The sequence below is a fragment of the Kutzneria sp. CA-103260 genome (assembly GCF_018263855.1).
Lineage (GTDB): Bacteria > Actinomycetota > Actinomycetes > Mycobacteriales > Pseudonocardiaceae > Kutzneria.
In genome coordinates, this window is the sequence record NZ_CP073318.1 from 7,967,026 (window position 1) to 7,992,100 (window position 25,075).

Sequence of the window (25,075 nt, forward strand, 5' to 3'; positions counted from 1 at the left end):
CCAATCTCGGGGGATCTGCGGGCTCGAACACGACCGGGCAGCGTGCGAGTTCGTCCACTATCGGCTCAACCTCCGAAACGCGCGTACCGAGAGTGGGAAGAACACCGCCACCAGGAGCAACGGCCATGCCACCGCCACGCCGGTCCAGCCGTCGGCCGCTCCGGGGGAACCGAACAGCTCCCGGGTGGCCGAGGCCGTGGCCGACAGCGGGTTCCACGTCGCGATCGTCCCCAGCCAGCCGGGCATGGTGTCCGGTGAGACGAAGATGTTGGACAGGAAGCTCACCGGCCAGACCACCACCTGCACCAGCGTCACCGCGCTCGGGTTGGCGATGACCAGGCCCAGGTAGATGCCGAGCCAGAGGAAGGCGAACCGGAGCAGGAGCAGCAGGCCGAACGCCGCCAGAGTGGCGGCCGCGTCGCCGTGCGGCCGCCAGCCCACGGCCAGCCCGCAGGCCGCCATCACGACCAGCACCAGCACCGAGTTCAGCATGTCCGCCCCGCACCGCCCGACCACCACCGCCGACGGCGCCATCGGCATCGACCGGAACCGGTCCGTGACCCCTCGCGAGGCGTCCGTGGTGACGGCGAGCAGCGTGCCCTCCACGCCGAACCCCATGGTCATCACGAACATGCCCGGCAGCAGGTACTCGCGGTAGTCCCCGCCGCCCGGCACCGCGATGGCCCCGCCGAGCAGGAAGCCGAACATCAGCACCAGCAGGATCGGGAACAGCACGCTCACCACCACCGGCGCCGGCTGACGGACCCAGTGCGCGAGATCGCGCCGGGTCATCGTCCACCCGTCGGCGACGGCCCATCGGATGCTGCTCACGCGGACACCTTTCCATTCGAGGGTTCGTGTCGGTCGGCGACGCGACGGTCGGGGTTTGGGTGTCTCCAAGACCCCCAAACCCCGACCGGAGGGGTCTTCAACGGCGACACACCAGTGGGGTTTGTGGTGGTTGGCGATCGTGGCGCCGTGGGTTTGTAGGTCTTGGAGACGCACGAACTTCAGGTGGTGAGGGTGAGGAAGACCTCGTCGAGAGTGGGGCGGCGTAAGGCGATGTCCGCCACGCCGATGCCGGCGGTGTCGAGGGCGCGGAGGGTGTCGGTGAGCGCGGGGATGCGGTCCTGGACGGGGGCGCTGAGGCGGCGGAGGTCGTCGTCGCGGTCGGGCGGGGTGCCGGCGATCTTGTGCATGAGCTCGGCGGCGGTGGGCAGGTCGGCCGCGGAGTGGACGACCACCTCCAGGCGGTCGGCGCCGAGGCGGGACTTGAGGTCGGCGGGGCTGCCGGCGGCGATGACCCGCCCGGCGTCGATGACGGCGATCTGGTCGGCGAGTTGGTCGGCCTCGTCGAGGTACTGGGTGGTGAGCAGGACGGTGGTGCCGTCGGCGACGAGGGAGCGCACGGAGTCCCAGACCTCGTTGCGGCCACGGGGATCGAGCCCGGTGGTGGGCTCGTCCAGGAACAGCACCTGGGGCGCGAGGATCATGCCGGCGGCGAGGTCGAGACGGCGGCGCATGCCGCCGGAGTAGCGGCGGACGGGCCGCGAGCCGGTGTCGGCCAGGCCGAAACGGTCCAGCAGCTCGGTGGCCCGGACCCGGGCGGCGGCGGAGCTCAGGTGGTGGAGCCGGCCGAACATCTCCAGGTTCTGCCGGCCGCTGAGCACTTCGTCGACGGCGGCTTGCTGGCCGACGAGCCCGATACGGCGGCGCACCTCCATGGGCTGGGTGGCCACGTCGAAGCCGGCGACCTCGGCGCGGCCGCCGTCGGCCCGCAGCAATGTGCTCAGGATGCGCACGGCGGTCGTCTTGCCGGCTCCGTTCGGGCCGAGCAGCCCACACACCGTGCCGGGGTGAACCCGCAGGTCGAAGCCGTCCAACGCGATCTTGTCACGGAACCGCTTGCGCAGCCCGTGGACGAGAACTGACATACATCCCCCTGGCCGAGTACTAAAGTTTGAATACCCGCGGCCTCCAGTGTGCACCCGCGAGGGGTGGGTATGCAAACTTGAATAGCGGTCAGTCCGGGTGCGGCCAGCTGCCGGCCTTGCCGACCGTCCCCGGCTCGCCGGCCATGGCGTACTCGCCCGCGTTCAGCCGCTCGATCAGATCCCTGGTCCAGGCGATGTCGTTGGCCGCGTCGGCGACCCGCAGCCGGTACAGCTCGCGCACGTGCGGCGGCTCCCGCCAGCCGGTCAGCTGCCCGTCGGCCTCCTTGCAGATCGCCTCCACCGCCGACAGCCGGATCTCCAGCAGGGACACCGCCTGGCCGCGGGTCAGCGCCGGCAGCATGGCCAGGCCCGCGGCCAGCATGTCCGGCCGCGGCTCCGGCTTGCGCATGGCGTCGGCCAGCAGCCGCTGGAACTCGAACTCGCCCTTCTCGGTGAGCTCGTAGTCGGTGCGGCCGGGCACAGTCCAGTCCTCACGCAGGTGACCGGCCTTCACGCCCTGCTTCAGCGCGTGGTAGATCGAGCCCCACTTGACGTTGGCCCAGACGTCCGCGCCCCACGACATGAGGTCGTTGCCGATCAGGTAGCCGTGGGCGCGGCCGTAGCCGCGCACCACCCCGAGCACCAACAACCGCGTCGCCGACATGGGTGCAGCCTAAAGTGGACCGTAGATCACCACCGTGTGCTGGGTGCCCACCACGACGCGCCCGTCAGCCACGGTCGGCACGGTGAAGTTGGTGTAGTCGGCCAGCTTCTCGTGCACGAGTTCGTGCCGCAGGTCGGTCGGGTCGTAGGCGCGCAGCACCGGCCCGCCGTCCTCGTTGCCGACGATCCACACCACCGCGCTGCCCGGCCGGTCGCCGTCGCTGGAGACGACCGGGATGCCGCCGGGATAGGCCAGCCCCTCCGCCGCCTGCGACCTGGGCTTGCTCGCGATCTTGCCGTCGACCAGCTGCCACGCGCTGAGCCGGTCGGCCACGCCGGCCGTGTAGACGTAGGTCTGTCCGCCGCCGGTCCACGTCGTCTCCGCGCCCCACACGCCGCCGTCCACGGTCTGCACCGGCAGTTCCTGCACGAGCTGGTCGACGTCGGTGCGGTCCTGGTGGTCGCAGGGCTGGTTGATGGTGTGGAAGCCGCCGAGGGAACCGATCTTCGTCAGCTCGATCCGGCCCTCCTTGCTGATCTCCAGCACCTCGCCCTGGTCGATCAGCAGCAGCGGCGCGCCGGAGCTGAGGTCCTGGTCGTGGTCGTTCAGGCAGGTCACGTTGAACGGGGTGAACGCGTCAGCCACCTTGAGGGTGCTGCCGTCGCGGACCAGCCGCAGCAGGCTCATGCCGGCGTTCCGGCCGCCGGTGTTCAGGTTGTACGGGCCGTTCCCGGTCGTGACGAAGATCGAGCCCTGGTAGCCGACCAGCCCGGTCTGCGACTGCCAGATGCCACCACCGCCGGGGCGTTTGCCGCTGCTGCCCTGATCCGGGTTGTCGGTGTAGACCACGGCCTGGCGCAGGTCCTTGGCCTGGTAGCCCAGAATCCAGCCCTCGTACGGCATTCGGCTGCAGTAGGAGGAGAACGCCGCGTAGACGACGCCGTCCTGGAGCAGCAACCCGACGCGCTGCTGCTCGTAGGCGGCGTCGAAGCGGATCTTGCCGTTGCTGGAATTGCTGCCGGCGACGGTCGCGGACAGCGTCACCGGCGGCAGCTTGTCGTTGCCGGTGGCCACATCCAGCGCGTACATCCGGTCCACGATGCCGGTCTGGTCGTGCATGGTGGCCACCACGTACATGGTGTTGGTGGCCGGATCGATCACCGGCGTGCTGGTGACCCCCACCTCGGGCGAGATGGACTCGCATTTCACGTCGTCGGGGGCGGACACCGGTTTCGCGCCGTCCGGCAGCAGGGAACGCTGCCACAGCGGGGCTCGCGCCGATCCCTTGGCGTCGGCGTCGAGCGCGTACACGCTGCCGTGTTCGGTCGCGACGATCACGAGGTTGTGCCCGCCCAGGCCCGGCACGAACAGCGGCTGCGCGTACACCGCTCCGTCCAGCGGATAGGTGATGCGCAGCCCGATCCGGCCGACGTTGGCCTGGTTGAGCACGGTCTCGTGCCGGTTCCAGCCAACACGCGTGGCGTCGCCGCGCTGGGTGAGCACAGCCGTGTCGGCCGGCGCGGCCGCCGAGGTCTCGGCCGCGGGGGCCACCGGGGCGGGCTGGGAACACGCGCCTGCCAGGAGAATGGTCGCGAGCACGACGAGCCCGGACCGCAGCGCGGTCCGGGTCGCCGAGACGCCCGTCAGGGCGTGTAGCACTTGTTCGTGCTCGTGTTGAAGATCGGCGTGGTGTCCACCGGCAGGTTCGACGCCGGGTTCAGGGTGACCTGGCCCCCCTTGTCCTGCGTAAGGTTGTCCTCGCAGTCCAGCAGGGCCTGCTTCTGCGGGTTCTTCAGGCTGCCGGAGTTGCCGCCGGCCCACAGGTCGATGCGCCAGTAGTGCCCGTCACGCTTGGGCGTCGGGTTGTCGCCGTTGCTGCCGGTCCAGTCCTTGGAGCACTCCGTGCAGGTGTCCTCCATGATGAAGTACTTCTTCAGGTACGAGTAGTAGACGATCGTGCCCGGCTTCTCCTCGCGCGTGTCGGTGGCGAAGGTGACCGGGTCCTTGTACGTCCCGGTGCCACCGGCCTTGCTGTGGATGACCGGGTTGGAGATGATCGCGCTGGGCGGCGAGTTGTCCACGTAGCCGTACAGCGTGACGTAGAACAGCGCGGTCGACGCCTTGGGCGTCGAGGCGGCCGGTTGAGTGGCGAGGTTGCTGCCGGCGGAGGCGCTGGCCACCGATCCGAGCGTGAGGACGAGCCCCAGGCTCAACACCGCGACCAGCAGTCGAATGACGCGTGCTGACATCCATCCCTCCTTGCAGGGAAGGGGAGGGCGGCGGACTCCATAGGTGGTAAGGAAAGTTTCCTTACCCAGCCGAAGGTAGGACCGCCGTTCGACACCCGTCAAGGTCGGTCGTCGGGTATGCCCGACTTACGTCGTCTGAGGGGGCCTTACCCCGCTCCGCCGCGAATCGCGGTCGATCGAGCGCCTGGACGACGTGACTGCCCAATGCGGCCGAGGCCACCTCAGCCCGAATCTCGTACCTGTCGAGATGGGGAGGTTCGTCATGTGGCGCAACAGCGACTCCGACTACCGGTTCGTGCTGGAGCAGCAGAAGGCGATGCGGCAGGCCGCCGAGCAGGCCCGGATGGCCCGGCGGGGGCAGCGGCGGCGCTGGTGGAAGCGGTCGAACCCGCCGCAGAGCCGGTGACGGTGTGCGACCATGCGGTGTGCCGCGCATTGGTTCCGGGATTCCGCTGGTCGCCCGCCGGGCGGAGCTGGCGGTGTTGGAATCGGCGTTGGCTGCCGCAGCGGAAGGTCAGGCCTCGGCGGTGTTGCTGGCCGGCGACGCCGGTGTGGGCAAGTCCCGGCTGCTGACCGAGCTGACCTCGCGTGCCCGGGACGGCGGGGTCAAGGTGCTGACCGGCCGGTGCCTGGACGTCGAGGGCGCCGGCCTGCCGTATCTGCCGTTCGTGGAGGCGCTGGGCCGGTTGCCCGAGTCCGGCGCCTCCCGGCTCGACGACGCGATGGACCAGCTGCGGCTGTTCGAGGCCGTGCACACCGAGTTGGCCGAGCTGGCCGCCGACGATCCCGTGCTGCTGGCGTTGGAGGACCTGCACTGGGCCGACGCGGCGACCCGGGACCTGTTGCTGTTCCTGGTGTCCCGGCTGAACCGGCAGCGGCTGCTCGTGGTCGTCACCTATCGAATGGACGACCTGCACCGCCGGCATCCGCTGCGGCCGCTGCTGACCGAGCTGGGCCGCCTGTCCACTGTGGATCGGGTCGACCTGCGGCCGTTCGACCGGGCCGACGCGATGGCCTTCGTGTCGGCCCTGTCGGACGGCACGCTGCCGGCGGCCACGCTGCAGGGCATCGCCGACCGGTCCGAGGGCAACGCCTTCTTCTGCGAGGAGCTGACCGCCGCCTACGGCACCGGCGTGCCGGACGGGCTGACGGATCTGCTGTTGGCGCGGGTGGAACGGCTGGGGCGCAATGCCCGACGGGTGGTGCGGGCCGCCTCCGGCGCCGGGACCGACGTCGAGCACTCGGCGCTGCAAGCGGTGACCGAGCTCGACGCCGACGATCTCGACGAGGCGCTGCGGGAATCCGTGCAGCACAACGTGTTGGTGGCCGCGGACAACGGCTACGCGTTCCGGCACGCCCTGCTGCGTGAGGCCGTGTACGGTGATCTGTTGCCGGGCGAACGGGTTCGCCTGCACGCCAGCTACGCTCGGCTGGTCACCACGCCGGCATCGCTGGCGTATCACGCCCTGCAGAGCCATGATCTGCCCGCGGCCTTCGCCGCCTCGGTGCGCGCGGCCGAACAGGCGGCGACGCTGCTCGCTCCGGCCGAGGCCCTGCACCACGTCGAGCAGGCGCTGCAACTGTTCAGCGCGACGCGGGACCCCGGCGTCACCGAGTACTTCCTGCAACGCCTGGCCTCCCGAATGGCCCTCGCCGCCGGCGACGGTGACCGGGCCATCGCCTACGCGCGGGCGGCGGTGAGCCTGGCCGACGATCCGGAGACCGGTGCGGAGGCCCGGCATGAGCTCGCCGTGGCGCTGATTCCGTTGGAGTACGCGGGCGCGGAGGTGGCGGCCGCGGTCAGCGAGGCCTGGGACCTGGTGCGGGACCGGCCGCCGAGCGTGGTGCGGGCTCGAATGTTGGCGCTGCGGGCCAGGGAATGGGCCTGGTACGGCGGCGCGGGGCTGGACCTGGGTGAGATGGAACAGCTGGCCGAACAGGCCCGTGCGGCCGCCGTCCAGCTCGGGGCCGAGGATGTGGAGATCGACACGCTGGTGACGCTGGCGGTGTTCGCAGAGTGGAGCGGTCGACACGAGGAGGCCTACCGGCTGTACCGGGCGGCGGCGAGCCGGGCCGCCGCGGCCGGCGCCTATACGGTCGAGCTGCGCTCGTTGAAGAACTTCGCGGTCAGCCTGATCCACGCCGGCCGGTTCCGGGAGGCGGTCGCCGTTCTTGCCGAAAGCGTCGAACGGGCCACCGCGGTCGGGCTGACCTGGTCGGAGTACGCGGTCGAAGCGCGCATCATGCACATGAGCATCCAGTTCAAGCTGGGCGATCGGACCACGACCGAGCTCGTGGACGACCACTCGGCCGCCCCGCGCTGGGCGGCGCTGCACATATCGGCGGCGAATCTCCATCCGCTGGCGCTGGCCGGGCGGTTCGAGGAGGTCGAGGCGGGCGCCCGGCGGATCATGGCCAGCACCGACGACACCCGCACCATCGAACGCGTCCGCTTCGCGCTGGCCGAGGCGGCCGTGCTGCGTGGCGACCCCCGATCGGCCGTCGATGAGTGCGAGCGGCTTCTCGGTTGGTTCGCCGAGCTGCCCCGGGCCTACGTCGACGGCGCCCGGCACGCCGGCGCGATCGCGCTCACGGCGTTGGCCGATCTGGCCGAGCAGGCCTGGCGACGGCGGGACGACGACGCGGCCCGCGACGCCCTGGCCGAGGCCGAGCGACTGCACGAGACCGCCATGGCGCATGGCAAGTACTCGCTGGAGAACCAGTGGCTCCAGGAGATGCGCAATCCGGAAGTGCTGTGCATGGAGGCTCGGATGGCCGCCGAGCTGGGCCGGCTGCGCGGCGAGGACGACGTCGCGCTCTGGCGCGCGGCCGTGGATGCGGCCGAGCGAATGGTGTACTGGCAGGCCGTTGCCCGATGGCGGCTGGCCGATGCGCTGCTGGCCGACGGCCGCCGTGATGAGGCCACTGTCGAGCTTCGCGCCGCCCACGACGTCGCCGTCCACATGGGACTGTCACCGCTGCGGCAAGCCATCGAGGCATCGGCTCGGCGCGGGCGCATCGCCGTGGCCGACGTGGAACCGGACAGCGAAGACCTGTTGACGCCGCGCGAGCGCACGGTGCTGGAGCTGGTGGCGTCCGGGCTGACCAACCGGCAGGTCGGCGAGCAGCTCTACATCAGTGAGAAGACGGCCAGCGTGCACCTGTCACGGGTGATGGCCAAGCTGGGGGCAGGCAGCCGCACCGAGGCGGTGTCGCTCGCCTACGACCGGGGACTGCTGGCATAAACCGCGCCGCCGGGTGGTTGAGAGTTCACATACACCCGACGAGGAGGCTCGCAGCCATGTCCAAGGCGGTCAGGTACAACGAGTTCGGCGGCATCGACGTGCTGGACGTGGTCGAGGTGGACCGGCCGGTCCCCGGCCCCGGTGAAGCGCTGGTGCAGGTGAAGGCGGCCGGCATCAACCCCGGCGAGGCGGCAATCCGGTCGGGCGTGTTCGCCGAGGTATGGCCGTCGACGTTCCCGTCCGGTCAGGGCAGCGACCTCGCCGGCGTCATCGCCGAACTGGGTGACAGTGTGACGACGGTGTCGGTCGGCGATGAGGTGATCGGCTGGACCGACAACCGGGCCAGCCAGGCCGAGTTCGTGGTGGTGCCGGTGACGCAGCTCACGCCGAAGCCGGCCGGGGTGACGTGGGAGCAGGCTGGATCGCTGTTCGTAGCCGGGACCACCGCCCACGCGGCGGTGGCGGCCGTCGCACTGTCCAAGGGGGACACTGTTGTCGTGTCCGGCGCGGCCGGCGGCGTCGGATCCCTGATCGTGCAGCTGGCCGTAGCGGCGGGGGCGAAGGTCATCGGCATCGCCGGACCGTCCAATGCCGACTGGTTGACCGCTCACGGCGTGACCCCGGTCGAATACGGCGAGGGCCTGGCCGGCCGGGTGCGAGCAGCCAGCGGTGGCCAGATCGACGCGTTCATTGACACTTTTGGCGCGGATTACGTGGAACTGGCGCTGGAACTGGGCGTCGACAAGGGCCGCGTCAACACGATCATCAACTTCGCCGCCGTGGAGAAGTACGGCGTCAAGGCCGAGGGCAACGCCCAGGGCGCGAGCGCCGAGGTGCTGGCCGATCTCGCCGGCCGGATCGCGGCCGGCAGTCTGGACCTCGTTGTTGCCCGAAAGTACCCGCTGGCCCAGGTTCGCGACGCCTACCGCGAGCTGGAGCAGCGGCACACCCGAGGCAAGATCGTGCTGATTCCCTGAGGCTGACCTGCGGCGAACGGTTCGCGCCAAAATTCGTTGAACCGTTCGCCGCACCTCTCCGTGTAGATCGCGAACGGCTTCCGGAGGAACCGGAACCCCGTAGCCACACTGGAGAGAATCCCCATGTCGCGCAAGCATGTTGTGTCCCTTGCTGCCCTCGTCGCCGCCGGCGCCGCCATGCTGGCCGCCTGTGGGAGCCAGGAGGCCACGCAGCCCCAGACCCCGCCGCCGGCCGCCTCCAACGCAGCCGACTCGACGCCGCTGAACCTGTTGCAGGGCACCGCGAAGTCCAACAACGCCCCGGCCAACACCGGTGACCTGGCACCGCAGGGCGCGCCCGCCCCGGTCGCGCAGCAGTGGGTGCAGCTGGCCGCCGGCAAGGCCGGCGACCTCTCCCCCGTGATCACCAACGGCGCGCACAAGGTGCTGTACGTCTTCGACAAGGACGAGCCCAACAAGTCCAACTGCACCGACCAGTGCAAGGTCACCTGGCCGCCGGTGGAGGTGGCCAAGGGCGGCAAGGTGTTCATCGCCGGCATCGCCAAGTCGGCGGTGGGCTTCATCAAGCGCCCCGACGACGGCAACCTCCAGATCACCCTGAACGGCCACCCGCTCTACACGTTCAGCAAGGACGTGAAGCCCTTCGACACCAACGGCGAGGGCGTGCAGAACATCTGGTGGGCGTCCCAGCCGGACGGTTCCCGCAACTTCGGCGGCAAGACCCCGCCCGGCTCCACCCCGCCGGCGACCAGCACCACCCAGCCCACCGGCAGCCCCACCGCCGCGCTGACCGCCAAGAGCGCCATCCTGTTCGACGACGCCAACTTCTCCGACAACGGCGCGTCCCAGGGCGTGGCCGGCCCCGGCTGCCAGGCGGTGCCGCGGCCGGGCGTGACCTCCTCCATCACCACCGACGGCACGCTCAAGCTGTGGACCGGCCCCAACTGCACCGGCAAGTCCGTCGTGATCAACGGTGACGTGGCCAACCTGGCGTCCATCGGCTTCGACAACAACATCCAGTCGGTGCGCTTCGGCGACGGCGGCGGCTCCACCACGACGACCACCACCAACCCGGCCAACGCCAACCTGACCGCCACCAGCGCGATCCTGGACAGCGGCAAGAACCTGTCCGAGCCCGACGGCTCGCAGGGCGTCTCCGGCCACGGCTGCGTCAACGTCGCCCACCCCGACCAGGTCTCGTCCATCCAGGCCGACGGCACCTACAAGATCTGGACCGGCAAGGACTGCACCGGCAAGTCGATGATCGTCACCGGCAACCAGAACGACCTGAGCGCCATCGGCTTCGACAAGATGGTCGCCTCCATCCGCTTCGCGAACTGACCCGCTGACACCAGAAGGGGACCGGCTCCGGCCGGTCCCCTTCTGTCGTGTTCGGCAGCAGCTGCCTCAGGAAGCGGTCGTGGCCGACTTGGCCTCACGTACGCCACGCAGCGCGCCGGACCAGGCGAGAACCTGGTCGAGCATGTCTCGAACCGCGACGTCGAGGCCGTCGGGCGCGACAAAAGCGCCGGTGGCGAACGCTGGCATCAGCACGATGGCGGGTTGCGCGCGGACCGTGGCCACCTGGAGCTCGGCGAGCACGAGCCGCAGCGCCTCGGCGGCCCGGACGCCCCCGGCCCATCCGCCGTAGCTCACGATGCCGGCGGCCTTGTCGTTCCACTCCCGGTAGACGTAGTCCAGCGCGTTCTTGAGCGCGCCGGGGAACGAGTGGTTGTACTCCGGGGTGAGGAACACGAAGCCGTCGAAGCCGTTGATCAGCGCGGACCAGTCACGGGTGTGCGGGTGCTCGTACCGCTGGTGGTTCGGGTTTCCGGCCTCGTCGAGGTTGCCGAGTCCGTGATGGGCGAGGTCGATCAGCTCGTAGTCGGCGCCGCCGTGGGCCCGCGCCGTGTCGAGCAACCAGGAGGCGATCTGCTCGCCCCGGCGCCCGGGGCGCGTGCTGCCGAGAATGACGCCGATGCGCAGGGTCATCGGAACCCCTTTCCAATGGAGTTGACGTGTCAACTCTAAGTCGATCGAGTTGACACGTCAACTCAGTCGGTATGATTCCGGGCATGGCCGAGAACGGGACGCTGGAGCCCGAGGAGTGGGAGCTCTGGGACCTCTGGATGCGCGCACAGCGCCTGCTCACCCGGGAACTCGACCGTGGCCTACAGCACGACTGCGGCATCTCCAAGGCCGAGTTCAGCGTGCTGGTGACGCTGTGGCAGGCACCCGGCCGCGAGATGCGCGTCTGCGAGCTCTCCGATTCCCTCGACTGGGAGAAGAGCCGCGTATCGCACCAGTTGACCCGCATGGAGAACCGCGGCTTCGTGACGAGGACCCCGCAGGGGGCCGACGGCCGCCGCGCCGGGATCGGGCTCACCGCCGAGGGCCGCCGCACCGTGCAGAGTGCCATCCGCGTGCACGCCGACAACATCCGCCGCTACTTCTTCGACTCACTCACACCCCAGCAGACTGAGGCCTTCCGCTCGTGGAGCGGGCAGCTGATCGACCGCGTCGAGCCCTGACACACACGTGAGTGGCTTACTTGGCCGTGGAGACCAAGTAAGCCACTCACGTAGGTACTAGAGGTTGACCGTGACGAGGTTCGTGCCGGCGGGGTTCTCCAGGCGGACGCTGGCGATGTCGGCCGGGTCCATCAGGGCGCTGACGTCCACAGTGGACTTGGCGGCGTTCACCTTCCAGCCGGCGGCGATGGTCTGACGGCCGTCCTTGCCCACGAGCACGAGTTCGCACTGGGTGCCCATGGGGACTCCGCTGACGGCGGCGGAGATGTGGGACCAGCCGGAGGTGTCGGCGAAGGAGAGAGCGAGGGCGGCGCCGGTGTTCGCGTCGGTGGCGCTGGCGCGGACGGGGCCGAGGGAATCACCGGATCGTCCGACCAGCACACCGGTGGTCGCCGCTACGGCGACGACAACGGCGGCGGCGGAGCCCAGCAGGGCGGCCCGACGGCGGCGTTTGACGGCGGCTTCGGCCCGGATCTGGCGAAGGGCTCGTTGCAGCACGAGGTCACCGTCGGGCGGCGGCTCGTTGAGCACGGTGTCGACGATGCGCTGGAACTCAGCGAACTCGGCGACCTCCTCGCTGCACCGGGCGCAGGTGCGCAGGTGCGCTTCCAGCAGCCGCGACCGCTCCTCGTCCAGCGTGCCGGCGAGGTAGCGCTCCACATCAGGGTTGTTCATGACACCGACCGTTCCAATCCCGCTTCGACCCCAGGGAGAAACGCGCGCAAGGCGCGAAGTGCGTGGTAGGACCGGGACTTCACGGTCCCGAGCGGAATGCCCAGGACGGTGGCGGCCTCGCTGGCGGTGGCGCCGAGCAGGTAGATCTGCTCCAGGACGTCCCGGTGCTCGGCGGAGAGCTTGCGCAGCGCGGCCCCGACGACCATCGAGTTGACGACGCCCTCGGCGTGGTCGCGGGACACGGCGACGTCGACGGGCGGCTCGGCGACCTCCTGGGGCCGCGAGGCCCGGGCGCGAGCCTTGTCCGTGACGAGATTGCGCACGACGGTCAGCAGCCAGCCCCGAACGGACCCCCGGCCGTTGACCAGGCTGTCGGGATGCTGCCAGGCCCGCACCAGCGCCTCCTGCACGACGTCCTCCGCCGCGGCGCGGTCCCCGGTCAGCCGATACGCGTACGCCAGCATGGCGCCGCCGTGCTCGCGGTACAGCGAGCGCAGCAGCGCCTCGTCGGCGACTTCCTGGCGGGCGCGCCTGCTCAGCCCTGCCATCAGCTACCCCTTCCGTGTTCACCCCCGTGCACCGAGCGGAAATCCCGATCGGGCTCATCGAGCAACACGGCCAGACCGCGCGGTCGGCCGACCGCGGGGCAGAACCGTCCACCGACGGCTGCCCGTTCGGACAACCGTCCACAGTGGAGGCGGCCGGGCCCGCGCGACGCCCTGCACACCGCGCGGGCCCGGCCTTGAGTGACACACGAGCGGATCGGCGGCCCGGTTCACAAGAAATCGGCACTGAACCGGCGGGCTCACCCGGTCGTGTCTGCGGCGAACCCGAGCAGAGGAGTTGAGAGCCATGCGGCTGCCCAAGCTGATCATGTCCGCGTCCCTCCTGGTCACCGCCGCGATCGCGATGACCGCCTGCGGCGTGCAGAGCGCGCCGCAGTCCCAACCGGCCCAGGTGGCGCAGAAGGTGGTCGAGCTGCCCAGCCCGACCTCTCCCCCGCCGCCGACGGTGGCCAAGACCCAGAAGCGGGTGGACATCTACAGCGGCGCCGCCGACCAGCCGGTGGTGCAGGCGGCCAACACCGCGCCGGGCAGCCACGACCTGGAGCTGCGGGCCACCACCTCGGAGCAGATCGGCACGTTCCTCACCGACGGCAACGGAATGACGCTGTACCGGTTCGACAAGGACAGCAACAAGCCGCCGAAGTCGACGTGCAACGGGGACTGCGCGAAGACCTGGCCGCCGCTGCTGATCGCCTCCCCCGGCAAGATCTACCCGACCGGCGTGGACCCGCAACTGCTCGGCTACGTGGAGCGGGCCGACGGCACCTGCCAGGTCACGGTGAACGGCTGGCCGGTCTACTACTTCTCCGGCGACAAGGCCCCGGGCGACATCAACGGCCAGGGCGTGAAGGGCACGTGGTTCGCGGTCAGCCCGACCGGCGGCAAAACCCCGCCCCTGCCCGGCAAGTGACGTCTGGGTGTCTCCAAGACCCACAAACCCCGGTGCCGGGCGTCTTCAACCGCCGCAAACCCGTGGGTCAGCAGTGCCGGCCGGAGTTCACGCAGTCGACGACGGTGGCCATCAGCGAGTCGGGCATCGCGTCGACGAACATGGCGTGGTCGGTGACCGAGCTGTAGTGCTCCTCCGGGAAGGCGTCGATCGCGTAGTGGGTGCCGGGCGGCAGCGTGTACGCCACCTCGATGTGCAGCTGCGGCACGGGAAACGTGCCGAGCGGGCAGCCGCCGCCGGTCGCCGGGAACACCAGGTGGGCGCGGTGGTCGGGGCTGTCGGTGGTGGTGCCGTTCCAGCAGTTGGGGAAGTCGAACACGCGGACGGTCTGCTGCCCCGCACCGCACTCCGGGTAGTCGGTGGTGACCTTGTCCCGGGCCCCCGAACAGGTCCACTGCACGTGCTGGGTGTTGGCCCCGCGCTCGGTGACGGCGTGCGGGTTTCCGGTGGTGCCGCGCAGGAACTCCGGCATGGCGATGACGTTGCTGACCGGGCTGCCGCGGTACTCGATCCGCACCGAGGTCGGCACGGCGATGGTGCTGTGGTCCATGGACATCCCGTCCATGCCGTCCATCTGCGTCATCGCGGACGGCATCAGCAGCACGGGCCAGTAGTAGGTGGACTTGTCGCCGAACTGGCAGGTGGTCTGGGCGGCGGCCAGGCTCGCGTCGGTGGACAGCGCGTTGGTCGACGTGTTGCCGACGTAGTCGTGCACGTGGTGGGCCCCGCCGACGACGCCGGGCTGCGCGACCAGGTTGTCGGAGTTGTACATCCGCTCCTGGTTGCGCCCGCAGTCGACGTGCCAGCTGCCGCTGGACCCGGTCGAGGTGAGCGCCACCGGGGTCGGCGCCGGGCCGGCGTCGGCGATGTCGATGTAGGTCGCGCCGGCGGGCGTGTTGAGCCACCGGTAGGTGACCACGCCGCCGCCGACCAGCGCCAGGCACAGCACGGGCAGCACCACCCGCCAGAGCCATTTCACCCGGGCAGCATCACAAACGTTCTCGGCCCCGACAAATCCGGGCCGCGAACGGGCAGGTGTACAGGTCCGTTCGGCCGAATCAGGCGTTGGCGGTCAGGAACGCCCGCAGCGGCGGGTTGACCGCGTCCGGGTCGGTGAGGCTCAGGAAGTGGGCCCCGCCGTCGACCAGCACCAGCGGCTCGGCCTTGGGCACCGCCTCGACGATCTCCGTGGCCCGCTCGACCGGGTAGGCGGCGTCGGCGCTGCCGTGCAGCACCAGAGTGGGGCAGGAGATCTCCCCCAGCCGGTCGAGCACGCCGTCCCGGCCGACCAGCGTCTCCATCAGCAGCGTAACCCGGTCGGCCGGCAGAGCCCGGAGTTTGATCTTCCATGCGGACGAGTCCATGGCGCCGGTGCAGATGGTGGTGACCATGTCGACCAGCTGGTCGGTCGGCCCCTGCGTGGCCCACAGCGCGCCCAGCCCGCGGTAGGCCTCGGCGACCTGCGGGTCCTCGGGCGCGGCCGAGGTGCCCAGCACGGCCAGCGCGGTGATCCGGTCCGGGGCCAGCAGGGCCAGCCGCAGGCCGATGAAGCCGCCCTGGCTGGTGCCGACCACCGCGACCTGGTCGATGCCCAGCTCGTCGAGCACGGCCAGCACGTCGCGAGCCACGTCCCAGTAGGTGAAGGGGCCGTCGACCGGCGTCCGGCCGTGGCCGCGCTCGTCCACGGTGATCAGCCGGAACGCGTCGCCCAGCGCGGCGATCTGCGGGGCGAACATCTCACTGTCCTGCAGGAAGCTGTGCAGCAGCACGACCGCCGGTCCGCTGCCGCCGTGGTCCACGTAATGCGTCACGCCGCGCCTCCCCTGTGAGACAATCATGTCATTTGTCTCACAGGGGAGGCCTGCTTGACAAGGAACGACACCGACGCGGTGGTGCGGGCGGCGACCGCCGCCTACCTGGCGGGCCGGCCGCTGGACATGTCCGAGCTGGCCACCGAGGTCGGCCTCAGCCGCGCCACGCTCTACCGGCGCGTCGGCAACCACGACGAACTGCTCGCGATGGTGCTGGCCGAGCAGACCGAGCGCACCTTCCGGCACTGCCTGGACAGCGTCACCCTCGACGGCCTGGACCGCGTACGGGCGGTGTTCGAGCACTTCATGTACGCCGTGATCGGCGCCGCGCCGATCCGAGCGCTGATCACCCGCGATCCGCTGCTGTTCATCCGGACCGTGCTCGCCCCCGGCCAGGTCGAGCAGCGCGCGACGAACCTGTTCGCCAAGCTGCTGGCCGAGTCCGGAGTGGACTTCGCCGTGCCGACAGCGGTGCTGGCGCAGGCGATCGTGCGCATCGGCGACTCGTTCATGTACACCCACCTGCTCGGTGGGCACGAGCCGGCGACCGACAACGTGATCGCGCTGGTCAACCTCCTGCTTGACTCGGCCCGAACGAATTCGGCACAGCGGTGAGGGCTTCCAGCGCGCTGGCCTGGGTGCGCCAGTCGGTGGGGTTGGGCGAGCCGCCGGCCCAGCGCAGGCCGAGGTGGTTCAGCGAGTCGCGGTCGTTGGCCCAGATCGAGTTCGCCTGCGTCTGAAGGTACGGCTGATAGCCCAGCTCGGACACGTACCGGACCAGGATTCCCTTGAACTGCTTCTGGTTGTCGTCACAGTTGGGCTCGCAGGACTCGGTGAGCACACCCTGGTTGACGGCGCTGGCCAGGCGGTTCGCCGTGGTCAGCCAGGTCTGGTTGCCGGTGGCCTGGTAGAGCTCGTTGAAACCGCCGACGGCCAAGCCCTGGTTGTAGGTCCAGACGGTCTGGCCGTTGTTGTGGCAGTCCCCGGTGAGACCGTCGTTGACCTGGTTCTGCGCGTTGATCAGACCGCTGTTGAGGAACCAGGCGCCGGCGGTGGTCGCGCGTTGGCCCCAGACCGTGTCACCGGGCGTGTCGACGTGCAGGGCAGCCGTGAGCCGGAGATAGAGGCCGTTGGTCACGGCGTTCTTGTACGTGCGCTCGCGGTCCCAGTACACCCCGCCGCCACACGTGCTCGTGTCCCAGAAACCGTTGACGTAGTTGGCGATCGTCGTGGCCTCGGTCAGGTAGCGCTGGTCGTGCGTGTACTCGTAGGCGGCGATCCAGGCCAGGCCCCACCAGGCCGAGTCGTCGATGGCCCGGCTGATGAAGTCGCCGTCGATCGGGTCGCTGGACTTCGTGCCGGCCGGGAAGGCCACCCGGTTCACGTCGAACGTGCGGCCGATCACCCAGTCGTAGTCATGGTTTCCGGACTTCTGGGCGTAGTCGATCAACGCCGTGAGCGTGGCCGCCGAATTCCACCAGCTGCTGGGCCACCAGGCCTGGTACGGGTCGTAGGAGTACATCAGGGCATCGGCCGCCGCGGTCGCCCTGGTCGGCGCGGGCCGGGCCCAGGCCGTGCAACTTCCGTTGGCGTGCGTGGCTTCCTTGCCGCAGGCCCTTACTGCGCCGCCGTAGAGCTTGGCCCTCGGATCCCGGGTCGCGAACAGCGCCGTGCGCCCGGAAGTCGTGCGCCCCAACGACGATCCGTCCGGCCAGCTAGCGCCCTCGTTCCAGCTCCGGTCCAGCCACACCTCGTCGCCCGGCCCGTTGCCCTCCATCGTCGCCCAGGCCATGCCGTTGGCGTCGGTGTGCAGGCGGACCGTCCGGCCGTAGATCGTCGTCGGGGCAACGGGTTGGGTGTCGCCGTTCGACGTCGTCGACCCGTCGCAGGCCTTGTCGCACACCTGGGGGTACAGCCAGTCCGTGCACCCCACGGCGTTCGCATCGCCGCAGGCCCGGACCAGGCCCCGGCGGTGGCCGACCGGGTCGTAGATGTTGTACATCAGCGTTCTGGTGCCGGTCCACGTGCTCGGGATGCTGGCCTTGCCCAGCAGGCCCTCCCAGGTGGCGCCGCCGTCCCAGCTGCGGTCCAGCCACACCGAGTCGCCGGTCTGGCCCAGATCGATGCTGGCCCAGGCCATGCCGTCCGGGACCGAGACGTGCAGCTGGATCTTGCGGCCGTTGATGTTCTTGTCCGGCAAGGGAAACGTCTCCTGCTGGGCCCTCGACGGATCGAGGGTGTCACAGGACGTGGCGCACACGGTCGTCGTGGCCGCCACGGCAGGGACCGGCGGCAGGGCCAGGACGATCAGGAGGAGCGGCAGGAGCCTGATCACCCTTCGGAGGATGACAGCGCTCTCACGGCTCGGGCACCCCTCGGCGTCGATTCTGACCGGAACTGGACAACGGTCAAGATCAAGGGACCGATCCTCGCGTCCAACGCCAGGAAAGCCCCCTTCCTGACACCGCCGGAGCTGCGTGAAAGGACCATTCCTGACGTTCAACGCCAGGAATGGTCCTTTCCAAGCACTCAGGGGTTGACTACTTGCCGGGGAGGCGGTAGTCGGGGCCGAGGGCGGCGCCGCGGTCGGGCTTGTAGAGGTCGAAGCCGCGGGCGTCGCACTGCAGGCCGCCGTTGATGCAGTGCTTGACCAGCGCGGCCAGGGTCGCCGGGTCCCAGGCGTTGAAGAAGTCGTAGTGCCAGGAGTAGCCCCGGCCGCTGGCCAGGTGCACCTGCGACATGTCGCCGCTGACCGGGAACGCGATCTTGAACTCCAGCATCGGCACCGGCACCGGGTGGTCGGCCGGGCAGGTCAGTGTCGCCGGGTCCGGGTAGGCCATGTGGCTCTTGTGGTCCGGCGAGTCCAGGTGCACGCCGTCCCAGCAACTCGGTGCCTGGTAACGGATGTTGGCCTGGCTGCCCTGCACGCAGTAGGACGGGAAGTCCCAGTTGTGGAAGCTGTCGCCGCACTCCCAGCCCTCGATGGCGCCGGGCGCGTGCTGGAACTGGTCCTCGGTGGCCATCATGTCGCCGACCACGAACTTCAGGCCCTGCGGGAACGGCTGCACCTTGGTGTAGTCCAGGATCCCGGACTTGTAGTACACGACCTGCGACCACGTGGACAGCACCGGCTGGTTCCCGTTGTACAGCGTGGGGAACCAGTACGCCGACAGGTCGTCGGGCGCGAGGCAGGTGGTGGCCCCGGTGCCGGCCGCGAGCAGCGACTGCAGGGTGGTCGCCGCGTTGGTGGTGGTGTTGCCGAGGAAGGTGTGGTCGTGCGAGGCCCCCGGCTGGTTCGGGTAGACGATCGGATCGTCCGGCTGGTGGTGGGTGATCGTGCAGTCGGCCTGGAACTCGTGGTGCGTCACGACGTCGTCGGCACTGGCCGCCGGCGCCAGGGCGACCACCAGTGCCGCCGCGGCGAGCAGGAACGCCTTGCGGTACACGGGCTTCTCCCTACTGGTAGATGCCGAACTCGAACAGCGAATAGCCGTACGTGGTGCCGCGCTGGGTCCCGGTCAGCCGGACGAACCGGCCCGACCCGCTCACATCGAAGTCCTCGACGCCCCCAGCGCCCGTGGTGGTGCTGTGAATCGTGGTCCAGTTGGAGTTGCCGTCCGGCGACACCTGGATGGTGTATGCCTTGCCGTAGGCGGATTCCCAGACCAACTGGATGTGGTGGATGGCGGTGGTCTGCCCCAGGTCGACCTGGATCCACTGTGGATCGCTCCAGTCGGTGGCCCACCGGGTGCCGGTGTTGCCGTCGACCGCGTTGCTCGGCGGGAACGGCGCGCCGTTGCCGGTCTGCTGGTAGCTGGAGGCGGTGGTCGGCTTGCCCAGCGCCACATTGGTGCCGCTGACCGGCGGCACGGTCACCTTCACCGACCGCGTCTCGACGGCGACGTTGCCATGGCCGTCGTAGGCGTAGACGTAGACCTTCCAGACGCCGAGCTGGTTCGGGGCCGTGACGCTGAACGAGTTGGCGCCGGTCTGGGTGAAGTCGGCGTAGCGCAGGGTGGTGCCGCCGTCGACGTACTTGCTGGTGTACATCACGTTGTACCGCACGGTTCCGGACACGTTGACGCTGACCGGGAACTGCTTGCCGGCCGGCACCGTCTGCGGCACGGACATGTCTGTGATCACCGGGCCGGCCGGGGTCGCCGGCGAGCCGCCGTAGAGCTGCGCGACCTGGTAGTAGGTCGGGAACTTCCAGCCGCCCGGCTCCAGGTTGAACCAGATGCCGCCGAAGTCGTTCTCGTTGCCGTAGTTGAACAACGTGGCCCCGAGGGCGACGCCGGTGTGGCCATGGATGCAGTTCCAGGCGTTGGCGTAGCCGGCGACCTTCTGCTGGTCGGTCGGCTCGGTCGGAACCCCGTTGGCGTCGTTGGGAACTTCCCACTCGCCGGCCTCGCCGGACTCGGTGACGATGTACGGCTTGCTGTAGCCGCCGTTGACCCAGTCCTGCTTGACGTTGCAGACCGCGCCGTAGGAGTTGACCGCGTACAGGTCCAGCGACGGCGTGTTCGCCTTGTAGTACGGCCAGGCGCCGGTCCACGCGTCGGTCGAGGTCACCGGGTGGTTCGGGTCGGCGGCGTGGATCGCCTGGGTGACCCGCTCGACGTACTTCGCGTACGCGTTGCGCTCGGCTTCCAACTGCGCGCCGGAGTAGGTGTTCTGCAACGTCAGCAGCACCTCGTTGCCGACGTCCCACATCAGCACGCCCGGATGGTTCTTGTAGGCGTTGACCTGCTGGACGATCGAGTTGAGGGTGCTGTCCTCGTAGGCGGTGTCGTTGACGAAATCGGTGCCCTGGTTGAGCCAGAACCCGTTGATCACCTTGATGCCGTTGGCGGCGGCGCGGTCCAGCAGCGGCTGACTCGAGGCATCAGTGCCCCAGGTCCGGACCGTGTTGACGCCAAGCTCCTTGAGGTCCTGCATGTGCGCGTCGGCGGTGGCGCTCTGCGGCCCGAACGTGACTCCCTTGATGTAGTAAGGGTTTCCGTTCACCGACAGGCCCCAGTTGCCCTGGCCGCCGGTCACCTTCACCACGCTCCCGCCACTGGGGACGGGCGGACTGGTCAGCGGCGGCGGAGTCGTGCCGGTGCTGGTGTAGACGCCGACGGAGCCGATGCTGAGCACCCCGCCGGAGGACGTCTGCGGGCTCGGCGACGTGCAGCCGCACACCGTGTTCGGGTAGCCGCCGCCGATCGCGAGGTCGAACACGAGGAAGAACCCATGGTCGACGGCGGCCTGCCAGGTGCTGACCCCGACCTGGCTTTCCCTTACCTGCCAGACCTGTTGGCCGTCGATGGTGAACCGGATCTGCTCGTCGCTCAGCGTCCGGTCGATCACCTCGGCGTAGGTGTGGTAGGCGGTCTGGCAGTCCCCGCAGGTGCCCAGCCCGCTGGTCATGCCGTTGTACTCGGCGCAGTTGCCGCCCGGAACCGTGCCGCAGTGCAGGGTTTCCGAGGACTGCGAACGGCCGTTGACGCCTTCCATGATGTCGGTCTCGCCGACCGCCGGCCACGCCCCGGTGTTGCCCCGGTAGGCCGCTCCGTAGGTGCGGAAGGCCGGCCAGTAGCCGAGCGCGTTGGACACGTTGGGCTGCTTGATCGACGCCGTGATCATCAACTGCCCGCCGGCCGGGGCGGCGAAGTCGGAACGCTCCGACTCAATCCGCCCGGACGTCCAGTTGCCGTTGTTGTTGAGGGCAGTCAGGTTGACGTGGCCGTTGCCGTCCAGGGCGACGTTGGCGGCGGTGTTGGTCTCCACCTCGCCGCTGGAGGAGTTGGGGCCGGTGTCGGTGATCCAGTTCGCGCTGCTGGGCGCGCTGCCGGCCGCGCCGGGGAAGTTGTCGGTCCACACCGGGTTCCAGCCGGTGGGCTGCGAGGAGCCGCCGCCGTAGACCTGGAACTCCCACAGCGAGTAGCCGTAGCCGTTGGCCCGCTTCGTGCCGTAGATCCGGACGTACCGGCCGCTGCCGTTCACCGAAAGCGTTTGCGGGCCGCCGGCGCCGGTGGTGGTCGAGTAGATGTCGCGCCACCCGGTGGTGCCGTCGTCGGACACCTGGATCTCGAAGCTGGTGGCGTACGCGGCCTCCCACTGGAGGACCACCTGGTTGATCGTCTGGGTCGAGCCCAGGTCGACGCGCAGCCACTGCGGGTCGCTCCAGGCGCTGGACCAGCGGGTGTTCGGATCGCCGTCGACAGCCGCGGACGCCGGCGTGCCGTCGCCCTCGCTGCTCGACGCGAGCGCCGGCTTGCCCTGGGAGAGCAGCGTTCCGGCGGCATGGACTTGGGGCGGGTTCAGCACCAGTGCGCACAGGCCGAGCACGAGCAGCAGCGCACAGGAGAGAGCCTTCATCGGATCTCCAGGGGTACGTCGTGGCAGCGGACCGAGTAGCCCCTCTGGCGGGAGAGCGCTCTCCGAGTTGTGATGCAGCAGTTTTACCGCGAGTTCACAACGCCGTCAAGGAGAGCGCTCTCCGGATGTCCGCTTCGCGTCAGGCGGACTCGCGGGTCACCAGGGTCGGCTCAAAGATCACCGAGGTGACGTCGCGACCCTTATCGCCGATGTGGCCGACGACCAGGCGGGCCATCTCCGCAGCCATGTCCTCGACCGGCTGCCGGATGGTGGTCAGCTGGGGGCGGCAGCTCAGCGCGGCCCCGCTGTCGTCGAACCCGATCACAGCGACGTCCTCGGGAACGCGTTTCCCGTGCTTGCGCAGCACTTCGAGAGCGCCGATAGCCATCACGTCGTTGGCCACGAACAGGCCGTCGAACTTGGCCCCGAGCAGCATCTCGGTGGCCCGCTCCCCGCCGGTCTGGGTGAAGTCGCCCTCAGCGCTGGGCACGTAGGCCTGGCCGTGCCGGGCCATCGCCGTCCGAAAACCGGCCAGCCGGTCCTGGCCGGCCGGCGTGTCCAGCGGGCCGCTGATCGTCGCCACCTGCTTGCAGCCCCGGGCCACCAGGTGATCGGCGGCCATCCGCGCGCCGTCCTGGTGGGCGACGTCCACATAGCTGATCGGGATCGACCGCACCGGCCGGGCGAACATCACCGTGGGCACCTTGGCCATCGTGAGCTGCGCCGGCAGCACGTCACGAGGGTCTATGGAGATCAACAGCACGCCGTCGAACCGGTCCTGGCCGAGCCGGTTCATCAACTGCCTGCGAGCCTTCTCCGAGTCCACCAGCATCAGCACCGGGTTGACGTCCATCGGGCCCAGCACCCGCAGCACGCCGCTGACCACCCGGCCGAAGAACGGGTCGGCGAACACGCCGCCCGGGAACGCGTCGGTGTGCGTGGTCGGCTCCGAGACCACCAGCGCCACCGCGCCGGTCCGGCGGGTCACCAGCGACCGGGCGGCCCGGTTCGGCACGTACCCGGTCTGCTCGATCGCCCGTTCGACCACTTCCCGCAGCTCCGGGTCCACGTTGCGGATTCCGTTGACCACGCGGGAAACCGTCGCCCGGGAGACGCCGGCCACCTTCGCCACGTGCTCCAGCGTCGGCGGCGCCTGCTCGGTGCTCATGCAGCATTTGTAGCACGCCAGAGAGCGCTCTCCATGGCCGTTGATCCGGGCGGCCGAGGTCTCGATCTCGGCGTCCACGCAACCCAACACCGGCCACCCTCGTCTGTAGCTGCGACCGGGGCGCGTGGATGTGGTCGGACAGTCGGACAGTCGAACAGGAGGTCGCAAGTTGATTCGTGCGGACCGCGAACTGCTCGCCGAACTCATGAGCGTCAACGACGCCGTGCCCCACGTGACCCTAGCCATGCTCGACGGCAGCTTCAGCCGTCAGGAGCACGCTGAGTTCGGTGCTCGACTGGTTGCGCTCGGCAATGCGTTGCGGGAGCGGGGGTGTCAGCAGCCGACGGTTGTGGTGGAGGGTGGGGTGGGTTAGAGGCTTGGGGGGTTAGGGGCTTGGGTTTGGGTTTGGGTTTGGCGGGGATGGGTTGGATTTTTGGGGTGGCTCCGGGTGGATTTTGCGTGGAGCCTCTGGGCGATGGCAATCGAGGCAATCATCGGGCAGGCTCCGCCTGCCTCGATTCGCCGGACGAGCGTACGCCATCGCCCCCCTCCACGCAAAATCCACCCTCAAGGTGAGAGGGGGCGGTGGCTGGGTTTGCGGGGTTGGTTTTGCAATTATGCATGAAACTCGAATTCACCCGTTAGTGAATCGAGTTTGATCTTTGAGTGGCGTATTCTGGAGGTATGGAAGAACTCGCCCGGGAGTTGGAGAGTAGAGAGCCTTGCGGGGCTCTGCTGGATCTGCTCATGGGTGTGGATCTCAACGCTCTGACCGCCGATCAGCAGGTGACGGCGTTCATTGTGGCGCGGAAGATCAAAGCCTTCGCCGATTATGTGCAGTTGTCGATTCTGCGCGATGTCGAGGACACGGCTGAGCTGGCGATGGCGGTGCATGAGCCGGAGCAGTCGGTGGTCCGACAGAAGCGCAGTAGTGAGGTGTTGGACCGGTTGCCTCGGCTGTCGGAGCTGCTGCGGCGCGGGGAGTTGGACCTGCGGCGGCTGGAGACCGTGGACGAGCGGATCGTCAACCTGCCCAACCCCGCCATGATCGCCGAGGTCGAAGACGAACTGGTCGAGGTCGCCCCGAAGCTGACCCGCACCCAGTTGGCTCGGCGCACCACCGCGCTGGTGGCGAACGTTGATCCGACTGGGTACGACCAGCGCCGTCTGAAGGCGAAGCAGGAGCGTCGGGTCGAGTTCACGCCGCTACCCGACGGCATGGCCCAGCTGCGGATCACCCTCACCGCACTCGACGCCCGCCAGGTCTACGACGTCCTCACCCAGGACGCCCGGGCCCTGGTCAAAGACGACCGCACCACCGACCAGAAACGAGCCGACGCCTTCCTGGACCGGTTCCTGGGCTACGGCATCGACCGCAAGGTCAAGGTGCACGTCACCATCTCACTGGAGACCCTGATGGGCCTGACCGAGGACCCGGGCTTGCTCGACGGCTACGGCCCGATCGCTGCCGACTCCGCCCGCGAACTCTCCATGCACGCCCCCTGGCGCGGACTCCTGCTGGACCAGTACCGCCGGGCTTCCGAACTGAGTACCGACACCTACCGCCCCACCGCACGCATCAAGGAATTCGCCGAACTCAACGCCGGCGGCACCTGCTCCGCCCCCGGCTGCACCACCCCCATCCAAGAACTCGACCACACCATCCCCTGGCCCGCCGGCGACACCAACGCAACCCAACTCAAGGGCTACTGCGCCCATCACCACCACCTCAAACACGGCAACCACACGGTCACCCTGGATTCCGACAACACCCTCCATTGGGTCACCCCACTGGGCCGCCACTACACCACCCACCCCCACCAATGCTGACCCCCGCCCCACCCGTTCTTTGACAACTCCACAGCGAAACCAGCCCGGCCCACCCAAGAACCCACAACAACTCGAATCGGAGGGTGGATTTTGCGCGGAGGGGGGCGATGGCA

General features: G+C 69.3%; 23 protein-coding genes. 9 read left to right on the forward strand and 14 right to left on the reverse strand.

All coding sequences use genetic code 11. The features are described from left to right. Nucleotides 1-57 precede the first annotated feature (57 nt). The 5 genes from JJ691_RS34980 to JJ691_RS35000 all read right to left on the reverse strand — a co-directional run bounded on the left by JJ691_RS34980 (nucleotide 58) and on the right by JJ691_RS35000 (nucleotide 4,847). Nucleotides 58-822 carry an ABC transporter permease gene (locus tag JJ691_RS34980; RefSeq protein WP_442912790.1) on the reverse strand — a complete coding sequence of 255 codons (765 nt, stop codon included), beginning with the start codon at nucleotides 820-822 and terminating at the stop codon, nucleotides 58-60. A gap of 188 nt (nucleotides 823-1,010) precedes the next feature. Continuing rightward, the gene (locus JJ691_RS34985; protein WP_211763829.1) at nucleotides 1,011-1,934 is read right to left on the reverse strand and encodes an ATP-binding cassette domain-containing protein; all 924 of its coding nucleotides are present in this window, start codon (nucleotides 1,932-1,934) and stop codon (nucleotides 1,011-1,013) included. Nucleotides 1,935-2,022: 88 nt separating this feature from the next. Next, a complete protein-coding gene (locus JJ691_RS34990) occupies nucleotides 2,023-2,598 on the reverse strand; it encodes a PadR family transcriptional regulator (RefSeq protein WP_211763830.1) in 576 nt (191 codons plus the stop codon). Between the two features lie 9 nt (nucleotides 2,599-2,607). Continuing rightward, nucleotides 2,608-4,257 carry a hypothetical protein gene (locus JJ691_RS34995; protein ID WP_211763831.1) on the reverse strand — a complete coding sequence of 550 codons (1,650 nt, stop codon included), beginning with the start codon at nucleotides 4,255-4,257 and terminating at the stop codon, nucleotides 2,608-2,610. Next, on the reverse strand, nucleotides 4,242-4,847 hold the full coding sequence (locus JJ691_RS35000; RefSeq protein ID WP_211763832.1) for a hypothetical protein: 606 nt from the start codon (nucleotides 4,845-4,847) through the stop codon (nucleotides 4,242-4,244). Before JJ691_RS35000 ends, JJ691_RS34995 begins: the two co-directional genes overlap by 16 nt. Before the next feature lie 262 nt (nucleotides 4,848-5,109). Between JJ691_RS35000 and JJ691_RS35005 the strand changes: the two genes are divergently transcribed. The 4 genes from JJ691_RS35005 to JJ691_RS35020 all read left to right on the forward strand — a co-directional run bounded on the left by JJ691_RS35005 (nucleotide 5,110) and on the right by JJ691_RS35020 (nucleotide 10,410). Further along, nucleotides 5,110-5,253, forward strand: coding sequence for a hypothetical protein (locus JJ691_RS35005; protein WP_211763833.1), 144 nt, complete (start codon nucleotides 5,110-5,112; stop codon nucleotides 5,251-5,253). 19 nt (nucleotides 5,254-5,272) lie between these two features. After that, the gene (locus tag JJ691_RS35010; protein WP_211763834.1) at nucleotides 5,273-8,092 is read left to right on the forward strand and encodes a helix-turn-helix transcriptional regulator; all 2,820 of its coding nucleotides are present in this window, start codon (nucleotides 5,273-5,275) and stop codon (nucleotides 8,090-8,092) included. 56 nt (nucleotides 8,093-8,148) lie between these two features. Beyond that, on the forward strand, nucleotides 8,149-9,069 hold the full coding sequence (locus JJ691_RS35015; RefSeq protein ID WP_211763835.1) for an NADP-dependent oxidoreductase: 921 nt from the start codon (nucleotides 8,149-8,151) through the stop codon (nucleotides 9,067-9,069). A 123-nt stretch (nucleotides 9,070-9,192) separates the two neighbouring features. Beyond that, complete coding sequence (locus JJ691_RS35020) at nucleotides 9,193-10,410, forward strand: COG4315 family predicted lipoprotein (protein WP_211763836.1); 1,218 nt, start codon at nucleotides 9,193-9,195, stop codon at nucleotides 10,408-10,410. A 66-nt stretch (nucleotides 10,411-10,476) separates the two neighbouring features. On the opposite strand, the gene JJ691_RS35025 is transcribed toward JJ691_RS35020, so the two are convergent. Continuing rightward, nucleotides 10,477-11,061 carry an NADPH-dependent FMN reductase gene (locus tag JJ691_RS35025; RefSeq protein WP_211763837.1) on the reverse strand — a complete coding sequence of 195 codons (585 nt, stop codon included), beginning with the start codon at nucleotides 11,059-11,061 and terminating at the stop codon, nucleotides 10,477-10,479. Nucleotides 11,062-11,144: 83 nt separating this feature from the next. On the opposite strand from JJ691_RS35025, the gene JJ691_RS35030 reads away from it, so the two are divergent. Continuing rightward, complete coding sequence (locus tag JJ691_RS35030) at nucleotides 11,145-11,600, forward strand: MarR family winged helix-turn-helix transcriptional regulator (protein ID WP_211763838.1); 456 nt, start codon at nucleotides 11,145-11,147, stop codon at nucleotides 11,598-11,600. 57 nt (nucleotides 11,601-11,657) lie between these two features. Here JJ691_RS35030 and JJ691_RS35035 read toward each other — a convergent pair whose 3' ends face one another. Both JJ691_RS35035 and JJ691_RS35040 read right to left on the reverse strand, forming a co-directional pair. Beyond that, entirely contained in the window at nucleotides 11,658-12,275 is a 618-nt protein-coding gene (locus tag JJ691_RS35035; protein WP_211763839.1) for an anti-sigma factor family protein, read from the reverse strand. Further along, nucleotides 12,272-12,823, reverse strand: a complete 552-nt coding sequence (locus JJ691_RS35040) for a sigma-70 family RNA polymerase sigma factor (protein ID WP_211763840.1) — start codon at nucleotides 12,821-12,823, stop codon at nucleotides 12,272-12,274. The genes JJ691_RS35035 and JJ691_RS35040 overlap by 4 nt, the downstream gene beginning before the upstream one ends. Nucleotides 12,824-13,127: 304 nt before the next feature. On the opposite strand from JJ691_RS35040, the gene JJ691_RS35045 reads away from it, so the two are divergent. Beyond that, nucleotides 13,128-13,751 (forward strand): hypothetical protein, encoded by a 624-nt coding sequence (locus JJ691_RS35045; protein ID WP_211763841.1) that lies wholly within the window; start codon nucleotides 13,128-13,130, stop codon nucleotides 13,749-13,751. Nucleotides 13,752-13,818: 67 nt separating this feature from the next. On the opposite strand, the gene JJ691_RS35050 is transcribed toward JJ691_RS35045, so the two are convergent. Beyond that, entirely contained in the window at nucleotides 13,819-14,769 is a 951-nt protein-coding gene (locus tag JJ691_RS35050; RefSeq protein WP_211763842.1) for a DUF1996 domain-containing protein, read from the reverse strand. A 79-nt stretch (nucleotides 14,770-14,848) separates the two neighbouring features. Then, on the reverse strand, nucleotides 14,849-15,601 hold the full coding sequence (locus tag JJ691_RS35055; protein WP_211763843.1) for an alpha/beta fold hydrolase: 753 nt from the start codon (nucleotides 15,599-15,601) through the stop codon (nucleotides 14,849-14,851). A gap of 54 nt (nucleotides 15,602-15,655) precedes the next feature. On the opposite strand from JJ691_RS35055, the gene JJ691_RS35060 reads away from it, so the two are divergent. Beyond that, on the forward strand, nucleotides 15,656-16,216 hold the full coding sequence (locus JJ691_RS35060; RefSeq protein ID WP_211763844.1) for a QsdR family transcriptional regulator: 561 nt from the start codon (nucleotides 15,656-15,658) through the stop codon (nucleotides 16,214-16,216). On the opposite strand, the gene JJ691_RS35065 is transcribed toward JJ691_RS35060, so the two are convergent. The 4 genes from JJ691_RS35065 to JJ691_RS35085 all read right to left on the reverse strand — a co-directional run bounded on the left by JJ691_RS35065 (nucleotide 16,170) and on the right by JJ691_RS35085 (nucleotide 23,132). Beyond that, on the reverse strand, nucleotides 16,170-17,936 hold the full coding sequence (locus JJ691_RS35065; RefSeq protein WP_249227209.1) for a glycoside hydrolase family 76 protein: 1,767 nt from the start codon (nucleotides 17,934-17,936) through the stop codon (nucleotides 16,170-16,172). The two genes, JJ691_RS35060 and JJ691_RS35065, sit on opposite strands and share 47 nt — an antisense overlap. A 205-nt stretch (nucleotides 17,937-18,141) precedes the next feature. Continuing rightward, nucleotides 18,142-19,047 carry a DUF1996 domain-containing protein gene (locus tag JJ691_RS35070; RefSeq protein WP_211763845.1) on the reverse strand — a complete coding sequence of 302 codons (906 nt, stop codon included), beginning with the start codon at nucleotides 19,045-19,047 and terminating at the stop codon, nucleotides 18,142-18,144. Nucleotides 19,048-19,057: 10 nt separating this feature from the next. After that, nucleotides 19,058-21,964: a discoidin domain-containing protein gene (locus JJ691_RS35075; RefSeq protein WP_249227210.1), complete on the reverse strand. Its 2,907-nt coding sequence runs from the start codon at nucleotides 21,962-21,964 to the stop codon at nucleotides 19,058-19,060. Nucleotides 21,965-22,103: 139 nt separating this feature from the next. Continuing rightward, entirely contained in the window at nucleotides 22,104-23,132 is a 1,029-nt protein-coding gene (locus JJ691_RS35085; RefSeq protein WP_211763846.1) for a LacI family DNA-binding transcriptional regulator, read from the reverse strand. A 169-nt stretch (nucleotides 23,133-23,301) separates the two neighbouring features. Between JJ691_RS35085 and JJ691_RS35090 the strand changes: the two genes are divergently transcribed. Together JJ691_RS35090 and JJ691_RS35095 are read left to right on the forward strand one after the other, a co-directional pair. Further along, nucleotides 23,302-23,505, forward strand: coding sequence for a hypothetical protein (locus JJ691_RS35090; RefSeq protein ID WP_211763847.1), 204 nt, complete (start codon nucleotides 23,302-23,304; stop codon nucleotides 23,503-23,505). A gap of 311 nt (nucleotides 23,506-23,816) precedes the next feature. Further along, complete coding sequence (locus JJ691_RS35095; RefSeq protein ID WP_211763848.1) at nucleotides 23,817-24,962, forward strand: DUF222 domain-containing protein; 1,146 nt, start codon at nucleotides 23,817-23,819, stop codon at nucleotides 24,960-24,962. Nucleotides 24,963-25,075 lie beyond the last annotated feature (113 nt).

What these genes read in the sequence shown, in the direction of transcription:
- JJ691_RS35005 (WP_211763833.1), top strand. Translation starts at nt 5,110, where the DNA reads ATGTGGCGCAACAGCGACTCCGACTACCGGTTCGTGCTGGAGCAGCAG.
- JJ691_RS34990 (WP_211763830.1), bottom strand. Translation starts at nt 2,598, where the DNA reads ATGTCGGCGACGCGGTTGTTGGTGCTCGGGGTGGTGCGCGGCTACGGC.
- JJ691_RS35025 (WP_211763837.1), bottom strand. Translation starts at nt 11,061, where the DNA reads ATGACCCTGCGCATCGGCGTCATTCTCGGCAGCACGCGCCCCGGGCGC.
- JJ691_RS35000 (WP_211763832.1), bottom strand. Translation starts at nt 4,847, where the DNA reads ATGTCAGCACGCGTCATTCGACTGCTGGTCGCGGTGTTGAGCCTGGGG.
- JJ691_RS35095 (WP_211763848.1), top strand. Translation starts at nt 23,817, where the DNA reads ATGGAAGAACTCGCCCGGGAGTTGGAGAGTAGAGAGCCTTGCGGGGCT.
- JJ691_RS34985 (WP_211763829.1), bottom strand. Translation starts at nt 1,934, where the DNA reads ATGTCAGTTCTCGTCCACGGGCTGCGCAAGCGGTTCCGTGACAAGATC.
- JJ691_RS35085 (WP_211763846.1), bottom strand. Translation starts at nt 23,132, where the DNA reads ATGAGCACCGAGCAGGCGCCGCCGACGCTGGAGCACGTGGCGAAGGTG.
- JJ691_RS35030 (WP_211763838.1), top strand. Translation starts at nt 11,145, where the DNA reads ATGGCCGAGAACGGGACGCTGGAGCCCGAGGAGTGGGAGCTCTGGGAC.
- JJ691_RS35035 (WP_211763839.1), bottom strand. Translation starts at nt 12,275, where the DNA reads ATGAACAACCCTGATGTGGAGCGCTACCTCGCCGGCACGCTGGACGAG.
- JJ691_RS35015 (WP_211763835.1), top strand. Translation starts at nt 8,149, where the DNA reads ATGTCCAAGGCGGTCAGGTACAACGAGTTCGGCGGCATCGACGTGCTG.
- JJ691_RS35020 (WP_211763836.1), top strand. Translation starts at nt 9,193, where the DNA reads ATGTCGCGCAAGCATGTTGTGTCCCTTGCTGCCCTCGTCGCCGCCGGC.
- JJ691_RS35045 (WP_211763841.1), top strand. Translation starts at nt 13,128, where the DNA reads ATGCGGCTGCCCAAGCTGATCATGTCCGCGTCCCTCCTGGTCACCGCC.
- JJ691_RS35075 (WP_249227210.1), bottom strand. Translation starts at nt 21,964, where the DNA reads ATGAAGGCTCTCTCCTGTGCGCTGCTGCTCGTGCTCGGCCTGTGCGCA.
- JJ691_RS35040 (WP_211763840.1), bottom strand. Translation starts at nt 12,823, where the DNA reads ATGGCAGGGCTGAGCAGGCGCGCCCGCCAGGAAGTCGCCGACGAGGCG.